The 22,306-nt window shown below is 57.4% G+C and carries 21 protein-coding genes; 12 read left to right on the forward strand and 9 right to left on the reverse strand.

Annotation, left to right across the window (positions count from 1 at the left end; all coding sequences use genetic code 11):
• Nucleotides 1-143: 143 nt before the first annotated feature.
• The 3 genes from AB5767_RS08745 to AB5767_RS08755 all read right to left on the reverse strand — a co-directional run bounded on the left by AB5767_RS08745 (nucleotide 144) and on the right by AB5767_RS08755 (nucleotide 3,000).
• The gene (locus AB5767_RS08745) at nucleotides 144-1,157 is read right to left on the reverse strand and encodes a hypothetical protein (RefSeq protein WP_368132490.1); all 1,014 of its coding nucleotides are present in this window, start codon (nucleotides 1,155-1,157) and stop codon (nucleotides 144-146) included.
• A gap of 285 nt (nucleotides 1,158-1,442) precedes the next feature.
• Complete coding sequence (locus AB5767_RS08750; RefSeq protein WP_006234827.1) at nucleotides 1,443-1,781, reverse strand: PTS lactose/cellobiose transporter subunit IIA; 339 nt, start codon at nucleotides 1,779-1,781, stop codon at nucleotides 1,443-1,445.
• Between the two features lie 214 nt (nucleotides 1,782-1,995).
• Nucleotides 1,996-3,000 (reverse strand): LacI family DNA-binding transcriptional regulator, encoded by a 1,005-nt coding sequence (locus AB5767_RS08755; RefSeq protein ID WP_368132489.1) that lies wholly within the window; start codon nucleotides 2,998-3,000, stop codon nucleotides 1,996-1,998.
• Nucleotides 3,001-3,357: 357 nt separating this feature from the next.
• On the opposite strand from AB5767_RS08755, the gene AB5767_RS08760 reads away from it, so the two are divergent.
• Together AB5767_RS08760 and lacG (AB5767_RS08765) are read left to right on the forward strand one after the other, a co-directional pair.
• Nucleotides 3,358-5,124: a PTS transporter subunit EIIC gene (locus AB5767_RS08760; protein WP_368132488.1), complete on the forward strand. Its 1,767-nt coding sequence runs from the start codon at nucleotides 3,358-3,360 to the stop codon at nucleotides 5,122-5,124.
• 66 nt (nucleotides 5,125-5,190) lie between these two features.
• Nucleotides 5,191-6,630: a 6-phospho-beta-galactosidase gene (gene lacG, locus AB5767_RS08765; RefSeq protein WP_368132487.1), complete on the forward strand. Its 1,440-nt coding sequence runs from the start codon at nucleotides 5,191-5,193 to the stop codon at nucleotides 6,628-6,630.
• 262 nt (nucleotides 6,631-6,892) lie between these two features.
• On the opposite strand, the gene AB5767_RS08770 is transcribed toward lacG (AB5767_RS08765), so the two are convergent.
• Entirely contained in the window at nucleotides 6,893-7,921 is a 1,029-nt protein-coding gene (locus AB5767_RS08770; protein WP_368132491.1) for a LacI family DNA-binding transcriptional regulator, read from the reverse strand.
• Nucleotides 7,922-8,271: 350 nt separating this feature from the next.
• On the opposite strand from AB5767_RS08770, the gene lacG (AB5767_RS08775) reads away from it, so the two are divergent.
• Nucleotides 8,272-9,714 (forward strand): 6-phospho-beta-galactosidase, encoded by a 1,443-nt coding sequence (gene lacG, locus AB5767_RS08775; protein ID WP_022094683.1) that lies wholly within the window; start codon nucleotides 8,272-8,274, stop codon nucleotides 9,712-9,714.
• A 176-nt stretch (nucleotides 9,715-9,890) separates the two neighbouring features.
• The gene (locus AB5767_RS08780; RefSeq protein ID WP_368132917.1) at nucleotides 9,891-11,651 is read left to right on the forward strand and encodes a PTS lactose transporter subunit IIBC; all 1,761 of its coding nucleotides are present in this window, start codon (nucleotides 9,891-9,893) and stop codon (nucleotides 11,649-11,651) included.
• Between the two features lie 258 nt (nucleotides 11,652-11,909).
• Here the strand turns inward: AB5767_RS08780 and AB5767_RS08785 are convergent, their stop codons facing one another.
• Nucleotides 11,910-12,911, reverse strand: coding sequence for a LacI family DNA-binding transcriptional regulator (locus AB5767_RS08785; RefSeq protein ID WP_368132916.1), 1,002 nt, complete (start codon nucleotides 12,909-12,911; stop codon nucleotides 11,910-11,912).
• Nucleotides 12,912-13,195: 284 nt separating this feature from the next.
• Here AB5767_RS08785 and AB5767_RS08790 point away from each other — a divergent pair, with 284 nt between their 5' ends.
• The 3 genes from AB5767_RS08790 to AB5767_RS08800 all read left to right on the forward strand — a co-directional run bounded on the left by AB5767_RS08790 (nucleotide 13,196) and on the right by AB5767_RS08800 (nucleotide 16,925).
• Nucleotides 13,196-14,956 carry a PTS lactose transporter subunit IIBC gene (locus AB5767_RS08790; protein WP_368132379.1) on the forward strand — a complete coding sequence of 587 codons (1,761 nt, stop codon included), beginning with the start codon at nucleotides 13,196-13,198 and terminating at the stop codon, nucleotides 14,954-14,956.
• 75 nt (nucleotides 14,957-15,031) lie between these two features.
• The gene (gene lacG, locus AB5767_RS08795; RefSeq protein ID WP_368132378.1) at nucleotides 15,032-16,453 is read left to right on the forward strand and encodes a 6-phospho-beta-galactosidase; all 1,422 of its coding nucleotides are present in this window, start codon (nucleotides 15,032-15,034) and stop codon (nucleotides 16,451-16,453) included.
• Nucleotides 16,454-16,766: 313 nt separating this feature from the next.
• A complete protein-coding gene (locus AB5767_RS08800; protein ID WP_171021499.1) occupies nucleotides 16,767-16,925 on the forward strand; it encodes a hypothetical protein in 159 nt (52 codons plus the stop codon).
• Nucleotides 16,926-17,012: 87 nt separating this feature from the next.
• Here AB5767_RS08800 and AB5767_RS08805 read toward each other — a convergent pair whose 3' ends face one another.
• On the reverse strand, nucleotides 17,013-17,381 hold the full coding sequence (locus tag AB5767_RS08805) for a hypothetical protein (RefSeq protein WP_147333352.1): 369 nt from the start codon (nucleotides 17,379-17,381) through the stop codon (nucleotides 17,013-17,015).
• 118 nt (nucleotides 17,382-17,499) lie between these two features.
• On the opposite strand from AB5767_RS08805, the gene AB5767_RS08810 reads away from it, so the two are divergent.
• Nucleotides 17,500-18,399, forward strand: a complete 900-nt coding sequence (locus AB5767_RS08810) for a hypothetical protein (protein ID WP_368132377.1) — start codon at nucleotides 17,500-17,502, stop codon at nucleotides 18,397-18,399.
• Here the strand turns inward: AB5767_RS08810 and AB5767_RS08815 are convergent.
• Both AB5767_RS08815 and AB5767_RS08820 read right to left on the reverse strand, forming a co-directional pair.
• Nucleotides 18,368-18,664: a hypothetical protein gene (locus tag AB5767_RS08815; RefSeq protein WP_117769888.1), complete on the reverse strand. Its 297-nt coding sequence runs from the start codon at nucleotides 18,662-18,664 to the stop codon at nucleotides 18,368-18,370. The two genes, AB5767_RS08810 and AB5767_RS08815, sit on opposite strands and share 32 nt — an antisense overlap.
• 76 nt (nucleotides 18,665-18,740) lie before the next feature.
• A complete protein-coding gene (locus tag AB5767_RS08820; protein ID WP_147333354.1) occupies nucleotides 18,741-19,034 on the reverse strand; it encodes a hypothetical protein in 294 nt (97 codons plus the stop codon).
• 199 nt (nucleotides 19,035-19,233) lie between these two features.
• Between AB5767_RS08820 and AB5767_RS08825 the strand changes: the two genes are divergently transcribed.
• The 4 genes from AB5767_RS08825 to AB5767_RS08840 are packed head-to-tail and all read left to right on the forward strand — an operon-like array spanning nucleotide 19,234 to nucleotide 21,960.
• Complete coding sequence (locus tag AB5767_RS08825; protein WP_117769890.1) at nucleotides 19,234-19,431, forward strand: hypothetical protein; 198 nt, start codon at nucleotides 19,234-19,236, stop codon at nucleotides 19,429-19,431.
• Complete coding sequence (locus tag AB5767_RS08830; RefSeq protein ID WP_368132376.1) at nucleotides 19,418-20,023, forward strand: hypothetical protein; 606 nt, start codon at nucleotides 19,418-19,420, stop codon at nucleotides 20,021-20,023. Before AB5767_RS08825 ends, AB5767_RS08830 begins: the two co-directional genes overlap by 14 nt.
• A complete protein-coding gene (locus AB5767_RS08835) occupies nucleotides 20,010-20,255 on the forward strand; it encodes an ABC-three component system middle component 6 (RefSeq protein ID WP_117769892.1) in 246 nt (81 codons plus the stop codon). The genes AB5767_RS08830 and AB5767_RS08835 overlap by 14 nt, the downstream gene beginning before the upstream one ends.
• Nucleotides 20,236-21,960, forward strand: coding sequence for a DUF2326 domain-containing protein (locus tag AB5767_RS08840; protein ID WP_368132375.1), 1,725 nt, complete (start codon nucleotides 20,236-20,238; stop codon nucleotides 21,958-21,960). Before AB5767_RS08835 ends, AB5767_RS08840 begins: the two co-directional genes overlap by 20 nt.
• Before the next feature lie 17 nt (nucleotides 21,961-21,977).
• Here AB5767_RS08840 and AB5767_RS08845 read toward each other — a convergent pair whose 3' ends face one another.
• The gene (locus AB5767_RS08845; RefSeq protein WP_117769894.1) at nucleotides 21,978-22,283 is read right to left on the reverse strand and encodes a hypothetical protein; all 306 of its coding nucleotides are present in this window, start codon (nucleotides 22,281-22,283) and stop codon (nucleotides 21,978-21,980) included.
• Between the last annotated feature and the right edge of the window lie 23 nt (nucleotides 22,284-22,306).

Consider the following 22,306-nt stretch of genomic DNA (forward strand, 5'->3'; position numbering starts at 1 on the left):
CCGTTTGTCTCCACCCGCGTAGCGGGTGGTTTAAAGCTGGCCGCTGCGCGGCCAGCAGACTAAAGTCTTAAACAAAAGGGACGGCCGAGAACGAGTCTCGGCCGTCCCTTTGCGGTATGCCCCAGCAAATACAGCTGTTTTAGCTACTCGACCTGCCTACCCTTTTTGGTGTGCTTGGACGGAGCACTCAGAAAGCGGCCCGTCAAATAGTTCGCCGGGCCGGAAATATCAATCCCCAGCAGCACATGCCCCAGCCACAGAAACGCCGCGAGCACCAGCAATGGAATCACGCACGAGGTCACGATCATCACGATGACGCCTTCGATGAGATCGGTCACCTGCTGCACAATCTCATCGGTCATCTGCTTGGCGCCGCTGGTCACCGACGTGACAAGACCCGAGGCGCCGTCGGCAAGCTGCTCAAGCACGTTCTTGGACTCTGTGGACTCGGCCTTTTTCTTGCTTGCCTTGGAGTTATCACTATCTTCCGCACTCGCAGCGTCAGTCGCCTTTTGCTCAGCCGCTTCGATGCTCACTCGATACGTTTCGTCGACCTTTTGCGACACCCATACACTTGCAGGCACCAACGCCATGCCGATCATGGCGACCACCAGCACGCGCGTCGCCACGCGACGAAGGACGGCGCTGGTGCTCCAGCGTCCGTGAATGCCAAGCGACACCGCGAAGAGTACGAACGAGAACGGGATCAGGATGCCCAGACCAACCGACCACAAAATCGTAAGCAAATATTTCTCGAGGTATAGCACGGCAAGCACGATGCCCAAGTTACCCGAAAGCTGTGCGAGCTGCTCGGCAACCGGCGTTCCCGTATCGCCCGGCAGCGCAGTGATGCCCGCAGACAGCGCCACGCACGAGGTCGTGAGCGCCAGTACGTTACCTTTCTTTTGATCGATGACCTCGATGGTGGAGTCCCAAGTTTTGGTATCGGCGAAATGCGGACGGGCCACAAAGCCCGACAGCAACGCCAGCACCACAAGGGCAACGATGATACCGATCTGCAGCTTTTTGTTTGCGCACACGACATCGGACAGGCTGGGCTGCAGCTCTGTTACCGTCGTGTGCTCGGTTATCTGGACAGGACGCCCATGAGCCATCTCGTTCGCGTCTCTCTTTTGAATCGATCCGTTGTCCGGCATTTGGATACCTCCTCATTCCGGCCTGTATTGCGGATGGAAGTATACCCACCCAGCGAAAAACCGAACGGCAAGACGAACGGAGCGCACCAAGACTGTCCCCAATGCCTAGTCGTTTAAGAACGCCCCAATGACTATCTCCGGATGAGTTGCGGTGGAATAGGGATTGTTTTGCGCCCGCCGGCCCCTATTCAGTCCCTATTTCACCGCAACTTGGAGGAGGACAGAAAAAGCCCTGCCGCGGGTAGCGGCAGAGCTTTTGGAAGGGGACTTGGTTGTGAGGGCTCGTTAGGCGAGCTTGGCCTCGAGCTCGGCGATGCGCTTGTAGGCATCGATGGTAAAGCGGGTCTGCTTCTCCAGGATCATAGTGGTCATGAGGGTATCCTGAGCGTGAGCCATGATGAAGGTCATCTCCATCTCGCCACCGCCGGCCTCCTGCGAAAGCAGCTTGGTCTGCGTGTCGTGAGCGCCGATAAGTGCATCGCTGGCATCCTTGTGCAGTTGCTCGGCCTTCTCAAAATCACCCTCGCGAGCAGCATCGAGCGCTGCAAGCAGATCGGTCTGGGCGTCACCTGCGTATGCGACAATCTCGAATCCAACCATCGAGATTTCTTCTTTGGTTGCCATATTGCGTTCCTTTCACATATGAACCAACGGAGAGCATCGCGTCCGGGCATACGCGCTGCGCTGTGTATGACAGAAACAATAACATTCAAACAAAAAGGAACAATGCAAACCGTTATTTCGAGCCGTGAACGGTCTTTTTTCGCCCGTGAACGGTTTCCAAACCATTTCGAACAATATCAAACATGATTAGCGGAAACCCAAACAGGACCGCACCCTAACGCAAATCGCGTACCGTATCGCCCTTCACGAGCACGCCGGGGATCAGCATGTGCTCCACGCCAGACACAACGCCCTCGGCGCCGGCGATCTTGTCGACCGCCCACATGCCGACGCGCCTGTTGTCAAAGCGCACGGTGGCCAGGCGACGATCGGGCACGATGTCGCCCAGACTGTCATCAACACCCACCACACTCACGTCCTCGGGCACGTGCTTTCCGCGCGACTCGAGTCCGCGAATGCAGCCGTAGGCCATGGCGTCGTTAGAAGCATAAATGGCCGTACAGGTCGGATCGTCCGCCAGAGCCTGACCGGCAGCATACCCGCTCTGTGCCGTCCAATCGCCACGAACGAGTCGCGGCGGCTCAATACCATGTGCGTGCAATGTCTCGCGCCAGCCTTCCTCGCGCTGCATGCCCGAAAGCGAGCGCTCGGGACACGAGATGAAATGCACGGTCTTGTGCCCCTGCCTCAGCAAGTACTCGACAACCTGGCGCGAGCAATCGAACTGGTCGTTATCGACCGTTGAACAGAGCGGGTGCTCCAACATCGTAACGAGCACTGTCTGCATGCCGGGCAGTGGCTCGAAGGTTCCAAAGTCCGCCGGCATGCGATTCATGATCACGACCATGCCATCCACCGGCAGTGCGCTCATGCGCGACGATGCGCTCTCGAGGGTATACGGATGCCCATCTACTTTCGTGAGGGTAATGGCGTATCCGTGCTTATCGGCGGCGGCAGCAAAGCCCTCCATACGGTCGAGGTTGCCTGTACCGGTAATGTTGAACATGGCGACGCCGACGGTCTTAAACTTGCCACGGCGCAGCGATCGACCGGCAAAATTGGGGCGATACCCCAGCTCGCGCATGGCGGCACGCACGCGCTCCTTGGTCTCGGGGCGCACGCTGGGTGAATCGTGCACCGTACGCGAGACTGTCTGCTCCGAGACGCCCGCGAGACGCGCCACGTCCTTAACGGAAACCGATTTTTTAACAGCGGCCATTGGTCGATCTTTCCGTGTCAACGATGCCATTGACGGCATCCTGCGCAGTCATATTAAACGCCTTCAAGTATATCTAACGCCGCCTCTGCAATACGCTTACCACCCAAAACCTACCGTTCACCGACATTTCTGCTTCCCCAAACGGCTTTTGTCGCCCAAATGTTAACGTTGCCATTGTGCAAACACAGAGCCACCGGGCGGCTCAAACGTTTACGCACAAAGAATCGACGGTTCGCAGGCACAGGAACCACCGGTTCGCGTCTTTTTTTGTGTCGCAAAATGGCAACGTCAACATTTTGGCAACCGAACGTCAAAAGCTACCATCGTTGCTAACCCACCGACTCTTAGGAGCTTTGCATGGAGCAACTCATCGCCACTATCGAAAAGGGCCAGCCCTTTTTCAACGCGATCGCCCGCAACAAGTACCTCAAGGCGATCCGCGACGGTTTTATCTCCGTCATCCCCATCATCATCTTCTCGTCCATCTTCTGCCTCGTAGCCTCGGTCCCCAACATCTGGGGTTTCTACTGGCCCGATGACATCAACAACGCCCTGTGGAAGTGCTACAACTACTCCATGGGCATCCTGGCAATCGCCTGTGCCGCCACCACCGCCAAGCACTTCGCCGACGCTCAGAACCGCGACCTGCCCAAGAACAACCAGATCAACTTTATCTCATGCATGTGCGCGGCCATCATCGGCTTCTTGCTCCTTTCGAGCGACACCATCGCCACGGACGCCGCCAGCGGCTTCAACACCACCTACCTTGGTTCCAAGGGCCTGCTGACTGCCTTCATCGCTGCGTTTGTGACCGGCATCATCTACAAGTTCTTTATCAAGCGCAACATCACCGTCAAGATGCCCGAGCAGGTTCCGCCCAACATCTCGCAGACCTTTAAGGACATCATCCCCTTCTCCGTCTGCATCACCGTCTTTTGGGTCTTTGACATCGTCTTCCGCGCTGCCTTTGGCTTCTGCTTTGCCCAGGGCGTCATCCAGGTGTTCCAGCCCCTGTTCACCGCTGCCGACGGCTATATCGGTCTCGCTGTGATCTACGGCGCCATGAGCCTGTTCTGGTTCGTCGGCGTCCACGGCCCCTCGATCGTCGAGCCCGCCATCGCCGCCGCCCTCGTTGCCAACATGACCGACAACCTAGCTGCGTTCCAGGCTGGCCAGCACGCTTCCGCTGTCCTGACCCAGGGTGCCCAGTACTTCGTCGTCTGCATGGGCGGCACCGGCGCCACGCTCGTCCTGGTCTTTATGTTCTGCTTCCTGGCCAAGTCTCAGGAGATGCGCGCCGTCGGTAAGGCCGCCATCGTCCCCGTCTGCTTTGCCGTCAACGAGCCGCTGCTGTTCGCCGCGCCCATCGTGCTCAACCCCGTCTTCTTTGTCCCGTTTGTCTTTGCCCCGATCGCCAACATCTGGATCCTCAAGATCTTTATCGACTTCTTGGGCATGAACGGCTTTATGTACACCCTGCCTTGGACCGTCCCCGGCCCCATCGGCACCATCATGGGCCTGGGCTTCCAGCCGCTCGCCTTTGTGATGCTCGCCCTTATCCTGGTCGTCGACTTCGTTCTGTACTACCCGTTCTTCCGTGCCTACGACGCCCAGAAGTGCGCCGAGGAGGCCGAGATTTCCCAGGAGGAGCTCGCCGCCAAGAACGCCGAGAAGGCCGCCAAGCTCAACGATGCCTTCCAGGGCAAGGCCGATGCCAAGAGCGTTGCCGCCGGCGCTGCTGCCGAGGCCGTGAAGGCCGACGCTCCCGCCGTTGTCGCCACTGAGACAACGGCCGCCAGTGACCTCAACGGCAAGCGCGTGCTCGTGCTCTGCCAGGGTGGCGGCACCTCGGGCCTGCTCGCCAACGCGCTGGCCAAGGCCGCCAAGGAGCGCGGCATCAATCTTGAGACCGCTGCCGAGGCATATGGTAACCACGTCGACATGCTCCCCGACTTTGACCTGGTCGTCCTGGCCCCGCAGGCTGCCAGCTACTTGGCCGACCTGCAGAAGGACTGCGAGCGCGTGGGCAACAAGTGCGTCGCCTGTCGCGGTAAGCAGTACATCGAGCTCTCCCAGAACGGCGATAAGTCTCTCGCCTTCGTCTCCGAGCAGCTTTCGAAGTAAGTAACGCTCAGGGCCAGCCGACCATCCAAGACCGGCTGGTCCTTCGATTTAAACGATTGGATCATCATGTCCGTTAACCCCGCTAGCGTCACCAACCCGCCTGCGCAGTTTCCCGAGGGCTTTGTCTTTGGCGGCGCCACTGCTGCTTACCAGGTAGAGGGCGAGACCCGCACCCACGGTAAGGGCAAAGTCGCCTGGGACGACTTCTTGGAGGCCCAGGGGCGCTTTTCCCCCGATCCCGCTTCGGACTTCTACAACCAGTACCCCGTCGACTTGGAGCTGTGCGAGGAGTTCGGTATCAACGGCATCCGCCTCTCCATCGCCTGGAGCCGCATCTTCCCCAACGGTACCGGCGAAATCAACCCCGAGGGTGTCCAGTTCTACCACGACCTCTTCGCCGAGTGCCACAAGCACCACGTTGAGCCGTTTGTCACGCTGCATCACTTCGATACGCCGCTGCCCCTCTTTGAGAAGGGCGACTTCCTCAACCGCGAGACCATCGACGCCTTTGTGGACTTTGCCACCTTCTGCTTTAAGGAGTACGCCGACCAGGTGACCTACTGGTTCACCTTTAACGAGATCTGGGCCGACGCCTCCAACACCTACATCGAGGGCACCTTCCCCGGTGGCGTCAAGGCGCATCTGGCCGAGGCTTTCCAGTGCGAGCACAACATGATGCTCGCCCACGCCAAGGCCGTGCTGGCCTTCCACAACGGCGGCTTTAAGGGCAAGATCGGCGTCATCCAGTCGCTGGAGTTTAAGTATCCGCTCAACGAGAACGACCCCGCCGACATCAAAGCCGCCAACAACGAGCACGTGCTGCAGAACCAGTTCTTGCTCGACGCCACCTTCCGCGGCGACTACGCGCCCGACACCCTCGAGTGCGCCAACCGCTTGGCTGCCGTCTCGGGCGGCACCATCGAGATCCTAGACGAGGATCTGGAAATCATGCGCGAGGCCGCGCTCTACAACGACTACCTGGGCGTTAACAACTACCAGTGCCGCTTCTTGAAGGCCTACGATGGCGAGAACGACCTGCACCACAACGGTACGGGCGAGAAGGGCACTGGCCGCTGGCGCGTTAAGGGCATTGGCGAGCATGTGAACAAGCCCGGCGTCCCCACCACCGACTGGGACTGGATCATCTATCCCGAGGGCCTGTTCGATCTGCTCGTCTACATTAAGCAGCGCTACCCCAACTACAAGCAGATCTTCATCACCGAGAACGGCATGGGCTACAAGGACCCCTACAAGGACGGTTTTGTGGACGATCAGCCGCGCATCGACTACATCGAGCAGCACCTGCGCTGGTTGCTCAAGGCCATGGAGGTGGGCGTCAACGTGGGCGGCTACTTCCTGTGGAGCCTGCAGGATCAGTTTTCCTGGACCAATGGCTACAACAAGCGCTATGGCTTCTTCTACGTTGACTTTGAAACCCAGAAGCGCACGCCCAAGGCAAGCGCATACTGGTATAAGCACGTGGCGCAGACCCGTCGTCTGGACTAGCGGCTGGCGGGGTCGCCTGCCCACATAACCTGTCCCCATTTCTCAGCCGGGGGCGGCACGTCACACGGCGCGCCGCCCCCGGCCTTTTTTGGGCGGTTCGGGGGCCGCTTGTCTCAATCTGTAACATCTAGCCGAGTTTTTGGGTCCAAGCTGTTACAGATTGAGACGAACAGGATTGCTCTTTCCGAAGAATCTAAATCTGTAACACGTAGCCCGCTTTTGACCGTCTACCTGTTACAAATCGAGACAGACGGAGTAGGACCTAACCCCGTATGTCCCTAACAGTCGAGCGTTCGACCAGCGTGCTCGGCACATGAATCGCCTCGATAGACGAGCTCTCTCCAATCGCCGCCTCAAACGCAAGCTTACCGACACCGCGCAAATCAAATCGCAGCGTCGTCAGCCGATTGTGAGGAACAAGTCCCTCGAGTGCGTCGTCGATACCAACCACGCTCACGTCGTCGGGCACGGACAGGCCCGCGTTCTCGAGCGCGGCGATAACGCCCAGCGCCATCTGGTCATTTGCCGCAAGCACGGCAGTCGGCGTCTGCGACCCGCCGGCAAGCACCTCGGCCGCAATCCGCTCGCCCATGGCGTACCCACTGTCCGCACTCCAATCGCCACGCAGCATCGGAGCGGCATCGACATGAGCACGACCCAGCGTATCGCGCCAACCGGCCTCACGAAAACGCGAGGAAATCGAGTTTTCCGGACCCGCCACAAACCGCATATTCGAGTGACCATGTTCCAGCAGATAATTGGTCAACAGCTCGCACGAACCATACTGGTCGGAGTCGATCGTCGTGCAGCGCGGATGCGCATACATGGACAGGATGACCGTTCGCACTCCCGGCTGGGGAACAAACTCCTCAAAATCGGGAGCCATGCGGTTCATGTTGAGAATCATGCCGTCGACGGGTCGCTCGACCATGCGGCGCGAGGCATCGGCAAGTGCATAGGGCTTGTCGCCGCCCATCTCGATCACAGTGACGGCAAAATCATGCTCGCGCGCCGCTTGCATGATACCCTCGAGCGTCGCCAGGTTACCGACACGTGTGATGTTGTACATGCACAGGCCAATAGAACGATACGACCCGCCGCGCAACGCCGCTCCAGCAAAATTGGGACGAAAGCCCAGCTCTTCCATGGCGGCCAGCACACGCTTGCGCGTCTTTTCCGTCACGTTGGGCATACCGTTGACCACGCGAGACACAGTCTGGCGGCTCACGCCAGCGAGCGCCGCAACCTCTGCCGCGCTCGCCGAACGACCATTCCTTGTCTGCTGATCCATGCCTTCCACGCTAACCTGCTTCCCAACTATTCCCCGCGCCCATGGCGCATCGTACATACATTGATAACGTGCTCATGATACCCGAGCCATATACCACAACATGAAAACTTCTGTCAATCAAAACCGCTTACCGAACAAATACAACCGTTCGCAGCTGTTTGAAGTTGTTTTGTTTCTATACATCCCAGCCGGATGTTAACGTGCTCATTATCAAATGTTCACGTGCTCATTTTGGTTCTAATCATTTTAAGATAGTGTTTATCGGGCTTTTTCACCGCTGAACGCTAACCAGGGAGCCTCCTGAGCGCAAACGCACAATATCGAACAGCGAGACGAGAGGATGTATGCATATGTCTTTGCTAAACCGCGTACAGCAGCTGCCGAAGGGCTTTGTTTGGGGCGCCGCAACCGCCGCGTACCAAACGGAAGGTTCCACGAAGGTGGCAGGCAAGGGTAAGACCATGTGGGACGATTACCTTGTCGCCCAGGGTCGCTTTTTGCCCGACCCGGCCAGTGATTTCTACAACCGCTACGAGGAGGATATCCGCCTTTCTGCCGAGCATGGACTCAACGCCATTCGTGTGTCCATCGCCTGGACCCGCATCTTCCCCAACGGCGACGATGCCGAACCCCTCGCCGAGGGCGTTAAGCACTACCACGAGCTGTTCGCCTGCTGCAAAAAGTATGGCGTCGAGCCCTATGTGTCCCTGCATCACTTTGACTCCCCCGCCGCCCTGTTCAACCAGGGCGACTGGCTCAACCGCAAGACCGTCGACGCCTATGTGCGCTATGCCGAGTTCTGCTTCCGCGAGTTCCGCGAGGTCAAGAATTGGTTCACCATCAACGAGCTCATCAGCCTCTCGCACTCCCAATACATCCAAGGCAACTTCCCGCCCAACCATCACTTTGATGTGACGAGCGGCATCCAGAGCCAGCACAACGAGCTCGTTGCCCACGCCCGCGCCGTCAACCTGTATAAGGATCTTGACGAGACCGAGCACCTGGGCGGACGCATTGGCATGGTCAACGTCCTGACGCCGGCATATCCTGCCACCGACTCGCCCGCCGACCAGCACGCCGCCGACCTGTACAACGCCTTCTACACCGACTTCATCATGGACGGCGCCTTCCTGGGTCACTACTCCGCGCGCACCCTCTCACTCATCAACGAGATTCTGCGTGCCAACAACGCCACGCTTACGGTTGAGGACAGCGACATGGAGGAGCTCGCCAAGGCGGCGCCCCGCAACGATATGTTCGGCCTCAACTACTATCAGTCGGCGTTTATCGCCGCCTACGATGGCGAGTCCACCAACAGCTTTAACGGCACCGGAGACAAGGGCACCTCGTGCTTTAAGTTTAAGGGCGTCGGGCAGCAGGTCGATATGCCGGGTATCCCCACCACCGACTGGGATTGGCTCATCTACCCGCAAGGCCTCTACGACACGCTCAAGCACATCAGCGCCACCTATCCCAACCTCCCCGTCATCTATATCACCGAAAACGGCCTGGGCCACAAGGACCCCGAGCCCGACGCAAACGGCATCGTCGCCGATCCCGAGCGCATCGACTTTGTCGACCAGCACATGGAGAAGGTGCTCCAGGCGCGCGCCGAGGGCGTCGACGTCCAGGGCTACTTTATCTGGAGCCTGCAGGACCAGTTCTCGTGGGCCAACGGCTATAACAAGCGCTACGGCCTGTTCTACATCGACTTCGACACGCAAAAACGCTACATCAAGCAGTCGGCACTCTGGTACAAGGAGCTCGCCGACACTATGGCGGACGCGCAGTAGCGCATCGCCTCGCTTTCCCCCGAGAAGGGAGCGGCCCTATGCGATACAAACCCAGCCGCTCCCCTCTCTCCCCCTGGGACCGACCCCGCCTGCACCCGGGCTTTTAGCAAGCGGGAGACCATATAGGTTTTCAACGTCCATGCCATTAAGATTTCATGCAAAGAGGAGCGTGAACTATGGAATCGATCGTTAAGTTCTTGGAGAAAGGTCAGCCGTACTTCGACAAGGTCTCTAAGAACATCTACCTTCAGGCCATTAAAGACGGCTTTTTGGCAGCAATGCCCATCATCCTGTCTTCTTCTGTCTTCCTGCTTATTTCGACCCTGCCGGGCGTTGTCGCCACGGTCGGCGGCTTTACGCTGCCCGACTGGTGGAACGTCGACGTCGTGAACTTCTGCAACAAGGTTTACAACTTCACGATGGGCGTCGTGGGCATCATGGTCGCCGGCACCACCGCAAGCGCGCTGACCGGCTCCAAGAACCGCCGCATGCCTGCCGGCAAGGCCATCAACGCCACGAGCACCATGGTCGCCGCCATGTGCGCTATGCTCATCTTGGCCGTTACCCAGACGAGTGCCAAGATCGACGGCGCCGATGTCTCGGTGTTCTTTACCGACAACATGGGCACCAAGGGCCTGCTGAGCTCCTTTGTCGCCGCATTTGCCACGGTCAACATCTATGCCTTCTGCATTAAGCGAGACATCACCATCAAGCTGCCCAAAGAAGTCCCCGGCGCCATCGCCCAGAACTTCCGCGACATCTTCGCCTTCAGCTTCTCCATCCTGTTTGTCGCCGTCATCGACGTTATCTGCCGCACCTGCTTGGCCGTCCCGTTTGCCAACGTCATCTCCACGCTGGTGAGCCCGCTGTTCGCCGCTGCCGATTCCTACGCCGGCCTCGCCCTCATCTGGTTCATGATCCCGCTGTTCTGGTTCATGGGCATCCACGGCCCCTCGGTCGTTAAGCCTGCCCTCAACGCCGCGCTGTTTGGCAACATCACCACCAACCTCGCCACGCTGCAGGCCGGCGGTCACCCCGCCCTCGCCCTGACCGAAAACTTCGGTAACTACATCGGCGAACTCGGCGGCACCGGCGCCACGTTCATTGTCCCGATCATCTTCCTGCTCTTTATGCGCTCCAAGCAGCTCAAGGCCGTCGGCAAAGCCTCTGTCGTGCCCGTGATGTTCGCCGTCAACGAGCCGCTGCTGTTCGCCGCGCCCATCATCCTCAACCCGTACTTCCTGATCCCGTTCCTGTTTGCCCCCGTGGCCAACGTCCTCATTGGTAAGTTCTTCATCGACTTTTTGGGCATGAACGGCTTTATCTATGCCATGCCGTGGGCACTCCCCGGACCGATCGGCACCTTCATCGACACCAACTTCCAGCCGATCTCTCTGGTCCTGGTTGTCGTCCTGCTGGTCGTTGACTTCTTGATCTACTACCCGTTCTGCAAGGCCTACGACAACGTCCTGTGCAAGCAGGAGGCCGAGACCCTGGCCGAAGAAGAGGCCGAGGAGACCAAGGCCGTCAAGACCGCTGCCGCCCCCGCCGTTGAGGCTCCTGTTGTCGAGACCGCTTCTGCCACCGAGGCCTCCGCAGCTCCGTCCGCCCTTAGGGGCAAGGATCTGAGGGTTCTGGTTCTGTGCGCTGGCGCCGGCACCTCTGCACTGCTCGCCAACGCGCTTAAGGAAGGCGCCGACGAGCTGGGCATCGACATTACCTCCAACGCCGGTGCCTACGGCAGCCACTACGCCATCATGGACCAGTACAACGTCATCGTCCTGGCTCCGCAGGTTCGCACCTATTACAACGAGATGAAGGCCGACACCGACCGCCTGGGCATCACGCTGCTGTCGCCCAAGGGCAAACAGTACATCGACCTCACTAAGGATCCCAAGGGTGCCGTCGCCTGGATCGAGGAAAACCTCGAGGCATAAGACGCTGACACCACCTGCCGCTTGCAGACAATAAATGGCCCGTGCATCGATGTGTGATGCGCGGGCCATTTTGTTTAGACCGCACCCGTCCTCCTGTTCATCTCAATCTGTAACATCTAGCCGAGTTTTTCGGTCCTAGCTGTTACAGATCGAGATGAACAGAACGCCCGAGCAGAAATATCTCAATCTGTAATGTTTAGCCGAGTTTTTGGGTCCTAGCTGTTACAGATTGAGACAAACGGAATAGGCCGAGCACGTCTACGCCCGCAAGTCCTTTACGCTGGAACGCTCGACCAACACGCCCGAGACGAGCGTACGGCTTCTGGAGCTCGGGGCTTCCAGACCCGCGACGACCTCGTTGAGCGCACGGACGCCCAGCTCGCGGTGGCGAAACTTCACCGACGTCAGAATCGAGTTGGGAATCGTCTTATAGAGCTCATCGTCGAAGCCGATCACGGACACATCATTGGGCACACTGAGCCCTTTGTCACGCAGAGCCATCATCACGCCGTTTGCCATGCAGTCGTTAGCAGCGAGGACCGCCGTGCAATCGGGCTTATCGGCAAGCACAAGGCCCGCGGCATAGCCACTATCCGCATTCCAATCGCCTTGCAGAGGCTCGGGCGGCTCAATGCCACGCGCCTCGAGTGCCGCACGCCAACCTTTCATACGGCACTGGCTCGACAACGACTCTTTCTTACCAGAGACGAAGTACACGTTCTTGTGCCCGTGGTTCAAGAAGTACTCGCACGCCATGCGCGCGCCGCCCTCTTGGTCGTCACTGACGGTGGAGCAGGTAGGATGTTCCATTGATGTGATAATCACCGTCTTGAGGTCTTTCGGCGCCTCAAAAGTATCAAAGTCATCGACCATCTGACGCAGGTTGAAGATCATGCCGTCGACGGGAAGCTGCGACATCCTGCGCGCCGCATCGGCAAGGGTCATCTTCTCCCCCGCCCGCTTTTTGATCATCGTGAGCGCAAAGCCTCGCTCTTCGGCGGCATCGGCGATACCGTCAATCATGTCCACGGCGCCGCCCGACAAGTGGAACAGCACAACGCCGATGCACCCGTAACGGCCCAACTTGAGCGAACGAGCGGCAAAGTTGGTTCGAAATCCGAGCGCCTCCATTGCCGAATGGACCTTATCGCGTGTCGACTCTCGCACGCTATCGGGCTCGTTGATCACACGCGAAACCGTCTTGAGAGAAACACCCGCGGCAATCGCCACGTCGTTCATCGAGACGTTTTTCTTGTCCATCGTTGTCACCGCTTCTCCACTCGGTTCTCTATCGCTTGTTTTTTGCGTTCTAGCATACACTACCTGCCTGACTGATAAATCAACCGTTTACCGGACAATATCGACCACTCACCCGTATATCCTTGTTGCTCTTCCAAAAATGTCTTACGTTGTCATTAACGAAATGACAACGTTGTCATTTCATAATGCCTTCCTTAAGCAGGAAGGTTTCCGGGCAGTCCTGACCATCCATCGACGACCAGTTCCATCCACATGCATCGCGCATCAAGTAGCAAAGGAGCTCTATGGACGCCATCGTAAAGATGCTCGAAAAGCATCAACCGTTCTTTGAGAAGATCTCGAGGAACGTCTACCTCCAGGCCATCAAGGACGGATTCCTTGGGTGCATGCCCATCGTCCTCACCTCTTCGATCTTCCTGCTAATCGCCACCCTTCCCGGCGTCGTTGGCATCACGCTGCCCCAGCCGCTCATCGACTGGTGCAACAAGCTGTACAACTTCACCATGGGCGTCATGGGCATCATGGTTGCCGGCACCACCGCCAAGAACTTCACGGCTTCCATGAACCGTCGCATGCCCGCCGGCAAGGTGCTCAACGACGGCTCCACCATGGTTGCCGCCCAGTGCAGCATGCTGCTGCTCGCTGTTACGCAGTTCACCACCAAGTTCAACGGCTCCGAGCTTTCTGTCTTCGATTGCACCAGCATGGGTACGCGCGGTCTGTTCTCGGCCTATATCGCCGCGTTCATTACCGTTTGGGTTTATAAGTTCTGCGTCTCGCGCGATCTGACCATTAAGCTGCCCAAGGAGGTCCCGGGCGCCATCGCTCAGAACTTCCGCGACATTATCCCCTTCGGTGGCGCCGTCATCATCTGCGGCATCATCGATGTGGTTGTGCGCAACCTCATGGGCGTTCCGTTCTCCGAGCTGCTTATCAAACTGCTCTCCCCGCTCTTCACTGCAGCAGAGACCTACCCCGGACTCATCCTTATCCAGGCAGCCACCGCATTCTTCTGGTTCATCGGTGTCCACGGTCCTTCGATCGTCCAGCCGGGCATCGACCCCATCCGTCTTGCCAACCAGGCCGAGAACCTGCAGGTTCTGCTGGCCGGTGGTCACCCCGCCCATTCCCTCACCTTCAACATGTCGCTCGTAGGTGAGTTCGGCGGCACCGGCGCCACGTTCATCGTGCCGCTTCTGCTGATTCTCTTTATGAAGTCCAAGCAGCTCAAAGCCGTCGGTAAGGCCTCGATTGTTCCTGTTGCCTTCGCCGTCAACGAGCCGCTGCTCTTTGGCGCGCCGATGATCCTTAACCCCTACATGCTCATCCCCTTTGTTGCCGCCGGCTGCGTCAACGTGAGTGTTGCCAAGTTCTTTATCGACAATGTGGGCATGAACGGCTTCTCCTTCGTGGTGCCTTGGGCTACCCCTGCCCCCATCGGCATCTTCATCACCACGAACTTCCAGCTTATCGCCCTGGTATTTGTCGCGATCATCATCTTGCTGGACGCCATCATCTACCTGCCGTTCTTGAAGGCATACGATAAGCTGCTCTGCGACCAGGAGGCCGAGCGCGCCGCCGAGCTGGGTCTCGAGTCCGATGGTGCTGCCACCATCACCGCCAGCACCTCTGCGCCCGCTGTCGAGCAGACCGCCGCTTCCGTCGAGCCGACCGCCGCTGCCGCCGATCAGCCCGAGCCCGCCTCCGACGCATCCGCTAAGAAGGATGTCGATGGCCTGAAGGTCCTCGTCCTGTGCGCCGGCGCCGGCACCTCTGCCATGCTCGCCAACGCCATCAAGGAAGGTGCTGCGCAGACCGGAGAGAACATCGCTTCCTCCGCAGGCGCCTATGGCCAGCACACTGCCATCATGGATCAGTACGACGTTATCGTGCTCGCCCCGCAGGTTCGTAGCTACTACAACGACATGAAGGCCGACACCGATCGCCTGGGCATTAAGCTGCTCGCTCCCCGCGGTAAGGAATATATCGACCTTACTCGCGACCCCGCTGGCGCCATCAAGTGGCTCCGCGAGAACCTCGACTAGATTCCTCCCTCTGTTGGTGCCCGGATCCCCAGTTCGGGCACCCTCCCTATTCGAATCCCACAGAAAGGATGACTCATGACCAATCCCATGCAGTTCCCCGACGGCTTTGTGTTTGGCGGCGCCACCGCTGCTTACCAGGTTGAGGGCGAGACCCGTACGCACGGCAAGGGCAAAGTGCCCTGGGACGATTTCCTGGCGGCTCAGGGTCGCTTCTCCCCCGACCCCGCAAGCGATTTCTACAACAAGTATCCGGTCGATATCGACCTGTGCCAGCGCTTCGGCATCAACGGCATCCGTGTCTCCATCGCCTGGAGCCGTATCTTCCCCAGTGGCACTGGCGAGATCAACCCCGAGGGTGTCGCCTTCTATCACGAGCTTTTCGCCACCTGCAACAAAGCTGGCGTTATCCCCTATGTCACGCTCGATCACTTCGATACGCCCGAGGTCTTCTACCAGAACGGCGGCGAGGGCTTCCTGACGCGCACGACGATCGATGCCTTTGTCGAGTACGCCAAGTTCTGCTTTGCCGAGTTCACCGAGGTCAAGCACTGGTTTACCTTTAACGAGATTCCCGCGACCGCCGAGGGCAGCTTTATCGTCGGCAACTGGCCGCACGGCGAGAAGTATCGCCTGGACAAGGCCTTCCAGCTCATGCACAACATGATGGTGGCCCACGCCAAGGCTGTCGTTGCCTTCCATGAGGGCGGCTTTGAGGGCGAGATCGGCATTGTCCAGAACCTGGAGCCCAAGTATCCCCTCGATCCCAACAGCGCTGCCGACTGCGAGGCAGCTCGCATGGCCGATGTCATCAACAACCGCTGGGTACTCGACGCCACCTTCCGCGGCCACTATGCAGCTGATACCTTGGAGGCTGCGACCAAGCTGGCCCATATCGCCGGCGGCGAGCTCGACGTTCGCGACGAGGACATCGCCGCGTTGACCGCCGCGCTCCCCTACAACGATTGCCTGGGCGTCAACACCTACAAGTGCCAGTTCCTGCGTGCCGCCGAGGGCGAAAACGACATCAACCACAATGGCACCGGCGACAAGGGCTCCTCGCGCTGGTTCCTCAAGGGCGTGGGCGAGGCATGCGTGCGCGAAGGCGTTCCCACGACCGATTGGGACTGGATCATCTATCCCGAGGGCCTGTACGACCTGTTGCTCCGCATTAAGAACGATTACCCCAACTACAAGAAGATCTACATCACCGAGAACGGCATGGGCTATAAGGACGACTTCGAGGACGGCTTTATCGATGACGCCCCTCGCATCGACTATATGCGTCAGCATCTCGCATGGATCCTCAAGGCGATTGACGGCGGCGTAAACGTCGACGGCTACTTTGTGTGGTCGCTGCAGGATCAGTTCTCCTGGACCAACGGCTACAACAAGCGCTACGGCCTGTTCTACATCGACTTTGAGACCCAGAAGCGCTATCCCAAGGCGAGCGCGTACTGGTACAAGAACGTCGCGGAGACCGGCCTGCTCATGGCCTAACTTCAGCCGCGTATCCCCTGTCGGCCGCATGCGAATCCCCCACGGGTTCGCATGCGGCCTTTTTTGTTTTCGCGCGGGTCGGCAGCCGTTTGTCTAAATCTGTAACATCAAGTCGAGTTTTTTGCCTCTACCTGTTACAAATCAAGACAAACGGGAATCACTCTGCCGAAACGTCTCAATCTGTAACAGATATCTGCTCAAATCGAGTCTAGGTGTTACAGATTGAGTTTTTGATTTGGGAGGTTGAGGATGGGGGATCGCGTGCCGAAAGCATGGTCCCCGGATAAAAAAGCTCGCCGGCCAGGCCGAAGACATGGCCCACATCAAGGCAGACCTTTGCCCCTGCTCGCCCGAGCAAAAAGTCATGCCCCTCGATGCGCTCTGCCAGTCCGGCACCGAGACCCCGCAATGGCGGTGGGATGTGCTGGTCGGAGAGGGCGACCCGCTCTACTGCAAGTCCCGAGAGATCTAAGTATCCGCTGCAAGGTATAAGAACGAATTGGAGCCCTGGTACATACCGGGGCTCCTCGTGGTAGTGGCTGTCTAATGAATCTGGTGGCTAGGCCTCTTCGCCGCCACTGGATTCAGTTACCGTTTCCTCCTCACTATGTTGCGTCTCTCTCGTAGCCTCATCAACTTCTGTTGACGAATGTGCCTCTTCGTATACTTCGATGTTCGCCTTGAGAATGGTTGCACTCTGTTCAGCAAGAGCGATCTTCCTCTGGTGCTTGTCGTAGGCATACAGTCCGATTCCACCTGCGACTAGCGTGGCTACAGAACCGATTACTCCACCCTGGATTCTTCCAACGGAAATCCCGCCCGCTCTGATATTGCTGATCAGCGCCTGAGGCCCACCGAGCTCTTTCGCCAGATGCGACAATTGCGCATAGTCCCAAGTCGTCATTGCCTTTTCCTCACTTTCTTTCACTTCAGCACCGCTTCCACTGGGGTGCTCACTTTCGACAGTGCTATCATGCCATCGGTAAATAAGACGGTATATGTCCTATAATTGTCTTATCTGTTGTTAATGAGGAATGATTAAGACAATGTACGTCCGCAAAGATCGCCCTAAGGACATTTTTCCAAAGAGACTCAGCGGTTTGATGGAAAGCTATGAAATAGAAAAGGGGCGCAGAGGCATTAGCAATATCGGCCTTGCGCGTCTGCTCTATCAAAAGCGTAACGGTGCCGATGATGCCTCGCTAGCCGATGACCGCTATGCAGTGGAAAGGGAGAACGGCCGCAAGGCGATTGCGAGAAAGATCAGCCGATTTCGAAAAGGAGATCAGTTTCCTCAATGGGATGACCTCGTAGATCTGGCTGACATATTCGGAAAGCCAGTAGGTTTTCTCATCGGGGAGACCGATTGTGATACATACGAGCTCCAAGATATTGCTGACTTCCTTGGTCTCAGCGGCGAGGCTGTTCTGTCCATCGAGCGTATGACGAGAAAAGTTAGTGCGGAGTGGCTTCCGGAACAGTCTGGCGGCAACGGCGGAGACCATGAGGAATGGGAAAAATACCTCGTGAATGATATGGTCGCGAAGGCGAATGCCGAGCCAGAAGCTTGCAGGGCAGTGCTCAATCGAATGCTGACCGCAGCAGCGTTTAAAGACCTTGTGCTCTGCCTGTCTGAGGTCGTCGATGCCCAATACAATCTGCTTATGGAACGCATTGCAAGTGCGGAAATAGAACTGAGAGACGCAGACGTACTCAGTGACAACCACCCAGACTCCATCATGGGGCAAATGGCGGCAAAATCCCGATTCAGGGATGCTGCAACACGCCTGCAGGAAGCGGAAAATGCGGTGAGGTCCAGCAGGTATGCAGCTTATGAATGCCATGTCCGCATCGTTGATGAAATGTTCTCGGATATTACCCAGACTGACGCAAATACCGTAGCCAAAGAGCATGTCAAGCAGAGACAGTCAGGTAACCAGGCGTAGCCGTCGTATCGATACGGAAGTGGGTATAAACCGTCCTGCTGCTTGCATACGTGGTTCCGTTGCCGCCCGTCAGCTTGTAGCAGTTATAGAAGCACTGCGAGTCCGAAACCCCGCTCGAAGGCAGCGCCCAGGTGGCGTCGGCGTAGATCGTCACCAGCGACGAGCACCCCGAGAAGCAGTAGGTCAGGTCGGTGAGCGCAGACGGGTCGAAGCCTCGGAAGTCCAGCTCGGCGGGCGACGAGCGCGAAGCGAACGCGAACCGCACGACTTGACACCTGCGAGGTTGCCCAAACCGGAGACCACCTCCAGCGCCGTGCATGAGTAGAAGAGGTGGGTCAGGTTCATGGTTGCGAACGTCGCCATGTCTGCCGCGAAGGCGATGCGCTCATCGGCCGTCTGGCCTTCACCTGCTGGATTTCGCCGCGCAGGGCGTCCGCCACCTCGGCGCTCTTGGCAGCCTCGGCCACTTGCCCCTCAAGCTCCTTGATGCGAGCCTCCTGCTTGGCGAGAAGCGCCTGGTAGCCCCTCTCCGAGTCCACTGCCTGCGGCTCTTCCGCCTGCGCGACCCCTTCTTGGCCGCCCGCCTGCGCTGCGACCTCTTCCTCGTCGTCGATGCTATGGTCGTCTCCGTCCATGTCGGCCTGCCTTTCGATTGACATAGGCCAGCACAAACGAACCGTCCCTTAACCATGCAAATAGGCTAAAGGTCGGTCACAAAGTGAGGTCATCCAGTCCGTTCGGCAGTTTGTGACCATTAGCAAGAATTAGAGGCAACGCAACGAGCGAACGCTCGATAATGGTCTAGAATATTGGACTTGACATTTGGGAGGCAAGATGGAGACTGTGAACCTTATCCTTGGAATTATCGCGTCTATCGCATCCATCGCCGCCGCCGTCATCTCGCTCCAAAACAAGCAAGAGATCAAGTCAATCAAAAAGAGTCTAAGCGACAACTCGCAGACCGCTACAGGTAAAGTTGCCACAAACGTCGTAGGCAGCAACAACTCGGCGAACATCCATGCTTCGCGATAAGCCAACGCAGACAAGCCAGAGCGCAATTGGAAAGGTCGCCACGAACATAACCGGCGACTCCAATAGCTATGACTCACATGACATAAACATCTACCAGCCCGTCTCGTCTGGCCCGCACCGGCCGCTTACAAAGACGCTCATGTATAAACTCCTGCAAATCATGATTTCGTCGACTGAGCCAACGGGCGAAGATTTCCCCCTTACGCCTCCGCCTCCTATAGAGAAGAAGCTGATTTACAACCACGCACCGCGTTACCTAAACATCATCAACGAGTATTCTGAGAACTACGCTCGTCTCGACAGCGTGATCAAGGAATTCCCCGACAGCGAAGCCATCATCCAAAGGCTGAACAAGATGTTTGTCAATGTGGCAGACGTTCGCGATGACGGCAAGCTGTGCGTAGGAAACGGCGATGCACAGCTCAAGCTCATCGAGAACGAGATCTATAACATGATTGTGAATGACGCAGGCTTTCAGGCTGACGAGGTCCCCGAAGAAATCATCAACCAGTTCTGCGTTGCGTTGATTGCCGTTGCCGTGGCAAAATGCAGAGTCCTTCTGAGGCCAGGTGATGACGATGCTGCTGCTTGATCGCAATAATGAGCCGACGAGCACGGTCTATTACATCGCTGCCGCCTTGGATGGCTACATCGACCAGAACCCAGGCTTGGACGCCGGTCAACTCTATGAGGTAACGGCGAACACTCTGGTCAAGAAAGAAGTGAGCTACGACTTCTTTGTCATGGCTTTGGACTTTCTCTTCCTCCTCGGACGCGTGTCAATAGACGAGAAGGGAGGGCTACATGTTCATCAAGTCGCTTAGAATTCGCAAGACAACAACTGACGAAATAGTTCGCGAGGTCTTATTCCACAAGGGTGCCAACCTCATCGTCGATACCGAGGACTCCGAATCGCACAATCGCGTTGGAAAAACAACCTTCCTCAAGCTCATTGATATCGCAATGGGCGCCAAGGACAGGAAGCTCATTTACACAGACGCCGACACGGGCACGGTGACCGAGGAGCTACGCGATTTCATCGTCACAAACAAGATCGCCGTCGACATGACACTGACATCGGATTTTCCCGATGGCGATGACGTGATTCTCACAATCGACCTCTTCCCGAATGGAAGGTACTACATAGACGGCGAAAAGATGGGGCAGAAAGCTTACCAGCAACGACTCAATGTCTTGCTTTTCGGGAACGAAGCGAATGTGCCCACGTTTCGCCAATTGATCAATTCATTTGTCCGCGTGTCCGTAGGCGGGGATGATAATTCCTTCCTCAAAACCGTTCCCAGCGGCAGCACATCCATCTACCGGAGTGTCTACAACGCTCTGTTCGGCATCTCAGATCCGGCGCTCGACAAAAAGCGTGACGACCTCAACAAGGACTTGAACAAGACGCGTGAGTCCATCAAACGCTATAAGAAAGTCCAGAACGTCGATACGGTCAGCGAGCAGCAGCAGATACTTGCAGGGCTCGAAGCCGAGCATGAAGAAGTCCAGTGCAAGCTCAACAGCATCATCGACGCCGATGTCTACAGGGCCAACCGCGATGAAATCGCGGCTACACGCACCCGATACGCATCTCTGACACTGCAACTCTCAGACATAGACTACAGGCTGCAACGAAATGAAGAGGCCCTGCAGACTGCTATGCAAGAGCGCGGTAGACAAGCCGACGTTAATTTGAGCAGACGGTTTTTCGAGGAAGTCTGTTCGATGATCCCGATGGTGAATGCAACTTTCGAAGAGATGGTCGCATTCAACAACCAGCTCTGCGACAACAAGATTGCCTATTTCGCGAGTGTGGCAGAAAAACTGAAGGCCGAGCGTGCATCTGTGCAACGTGAAATCAGCCAACTGTCATCGCAGAACAGCCAATTCATGTCATTGGTGGAGCAAGACCTCATCGATGAGTACGAGTCGCTTCAGGCACGCCTAGTTGAGCTTTCGAGCAGTATCGGCAAATGCCGAGAAGTAATAGATACGCTCAACAGCTTTGAGGTAGAACAGACCAGCATTGAGGGAAAAATCGCATCGCTTGGCTCGTCTGATGATGGCGACGAGCCGCAATCCAACGATTTTGCTGCAATGATGCTTGCGTTTAACGCATTCTTCACTCCGCTTGCCAGGGAGTTCAACAACGAATCGCCGCTGCTCGTTTACTATGAAGAGTCGAACAAGTTCCCCGTTGCAATACGTGATACCGCTGGCTCCAGCACGGGCACACGCAAGTCACTCATCGCCGCATTTGATTTAGCGTATCAGCAGTTTGCAGAATCAAAGGGCATCAAGACTCCGCGCTTCATAGTGCATGACGTCCTTGAAAACATCGAGGGTAAGGTGTTGCGTGACATAATCGCACGCGCCAGCACAATCAACTGCCAGTACATAGTCGCAGTCCTTAAGGAGAAGCTCGATTCGTCGCTGATATCAGCCGAGGAGCAGGGTAAACTGCAAATCCTGCAGCTTTCGATTGACGATATGCTTTTCACGCGTGGCAAAGGTGTTGCGTCGTAGGAGTGACCTGTACTCTCCTACTCCCGTACCCCCACCGAGAACTCCCCGCCGAAGTTGTTCACCTCGAACCGCTCGTCAGCCACAAGTTCCTCCTTGCTCACACGGCACGCGAACGGAAACAACTCGGCCACGTCCTGCAGTTCCAGGAACGTCCGGTAACTCGACCGGTTTACCAGCATGTCGGCAAAAACCAAAAACCGCGTAAGCTCGTCATTCAGTTCGATGGGCTCTGCAATCACGTAGTGCCCCCGCCTCACGCGCCGGACAACGCCGAACTGATTGAGCGATGCCACAATCTTTTCGGAGCCCTTCAGGATGGTCATGCGCTTGCGCGCCGCCTCAACGC

The sequence above is a fragment of the Collinsella aerofaciens genome, from assembly GCF_040926265.1.
Classification (GTDB): domain Bacteria; phylum Actinomycetota; class Coriobacteriia; order Coriobacteriales; family Coriobacteriaceae; genus Collinsella; species Collinsella aerofaciens_BB.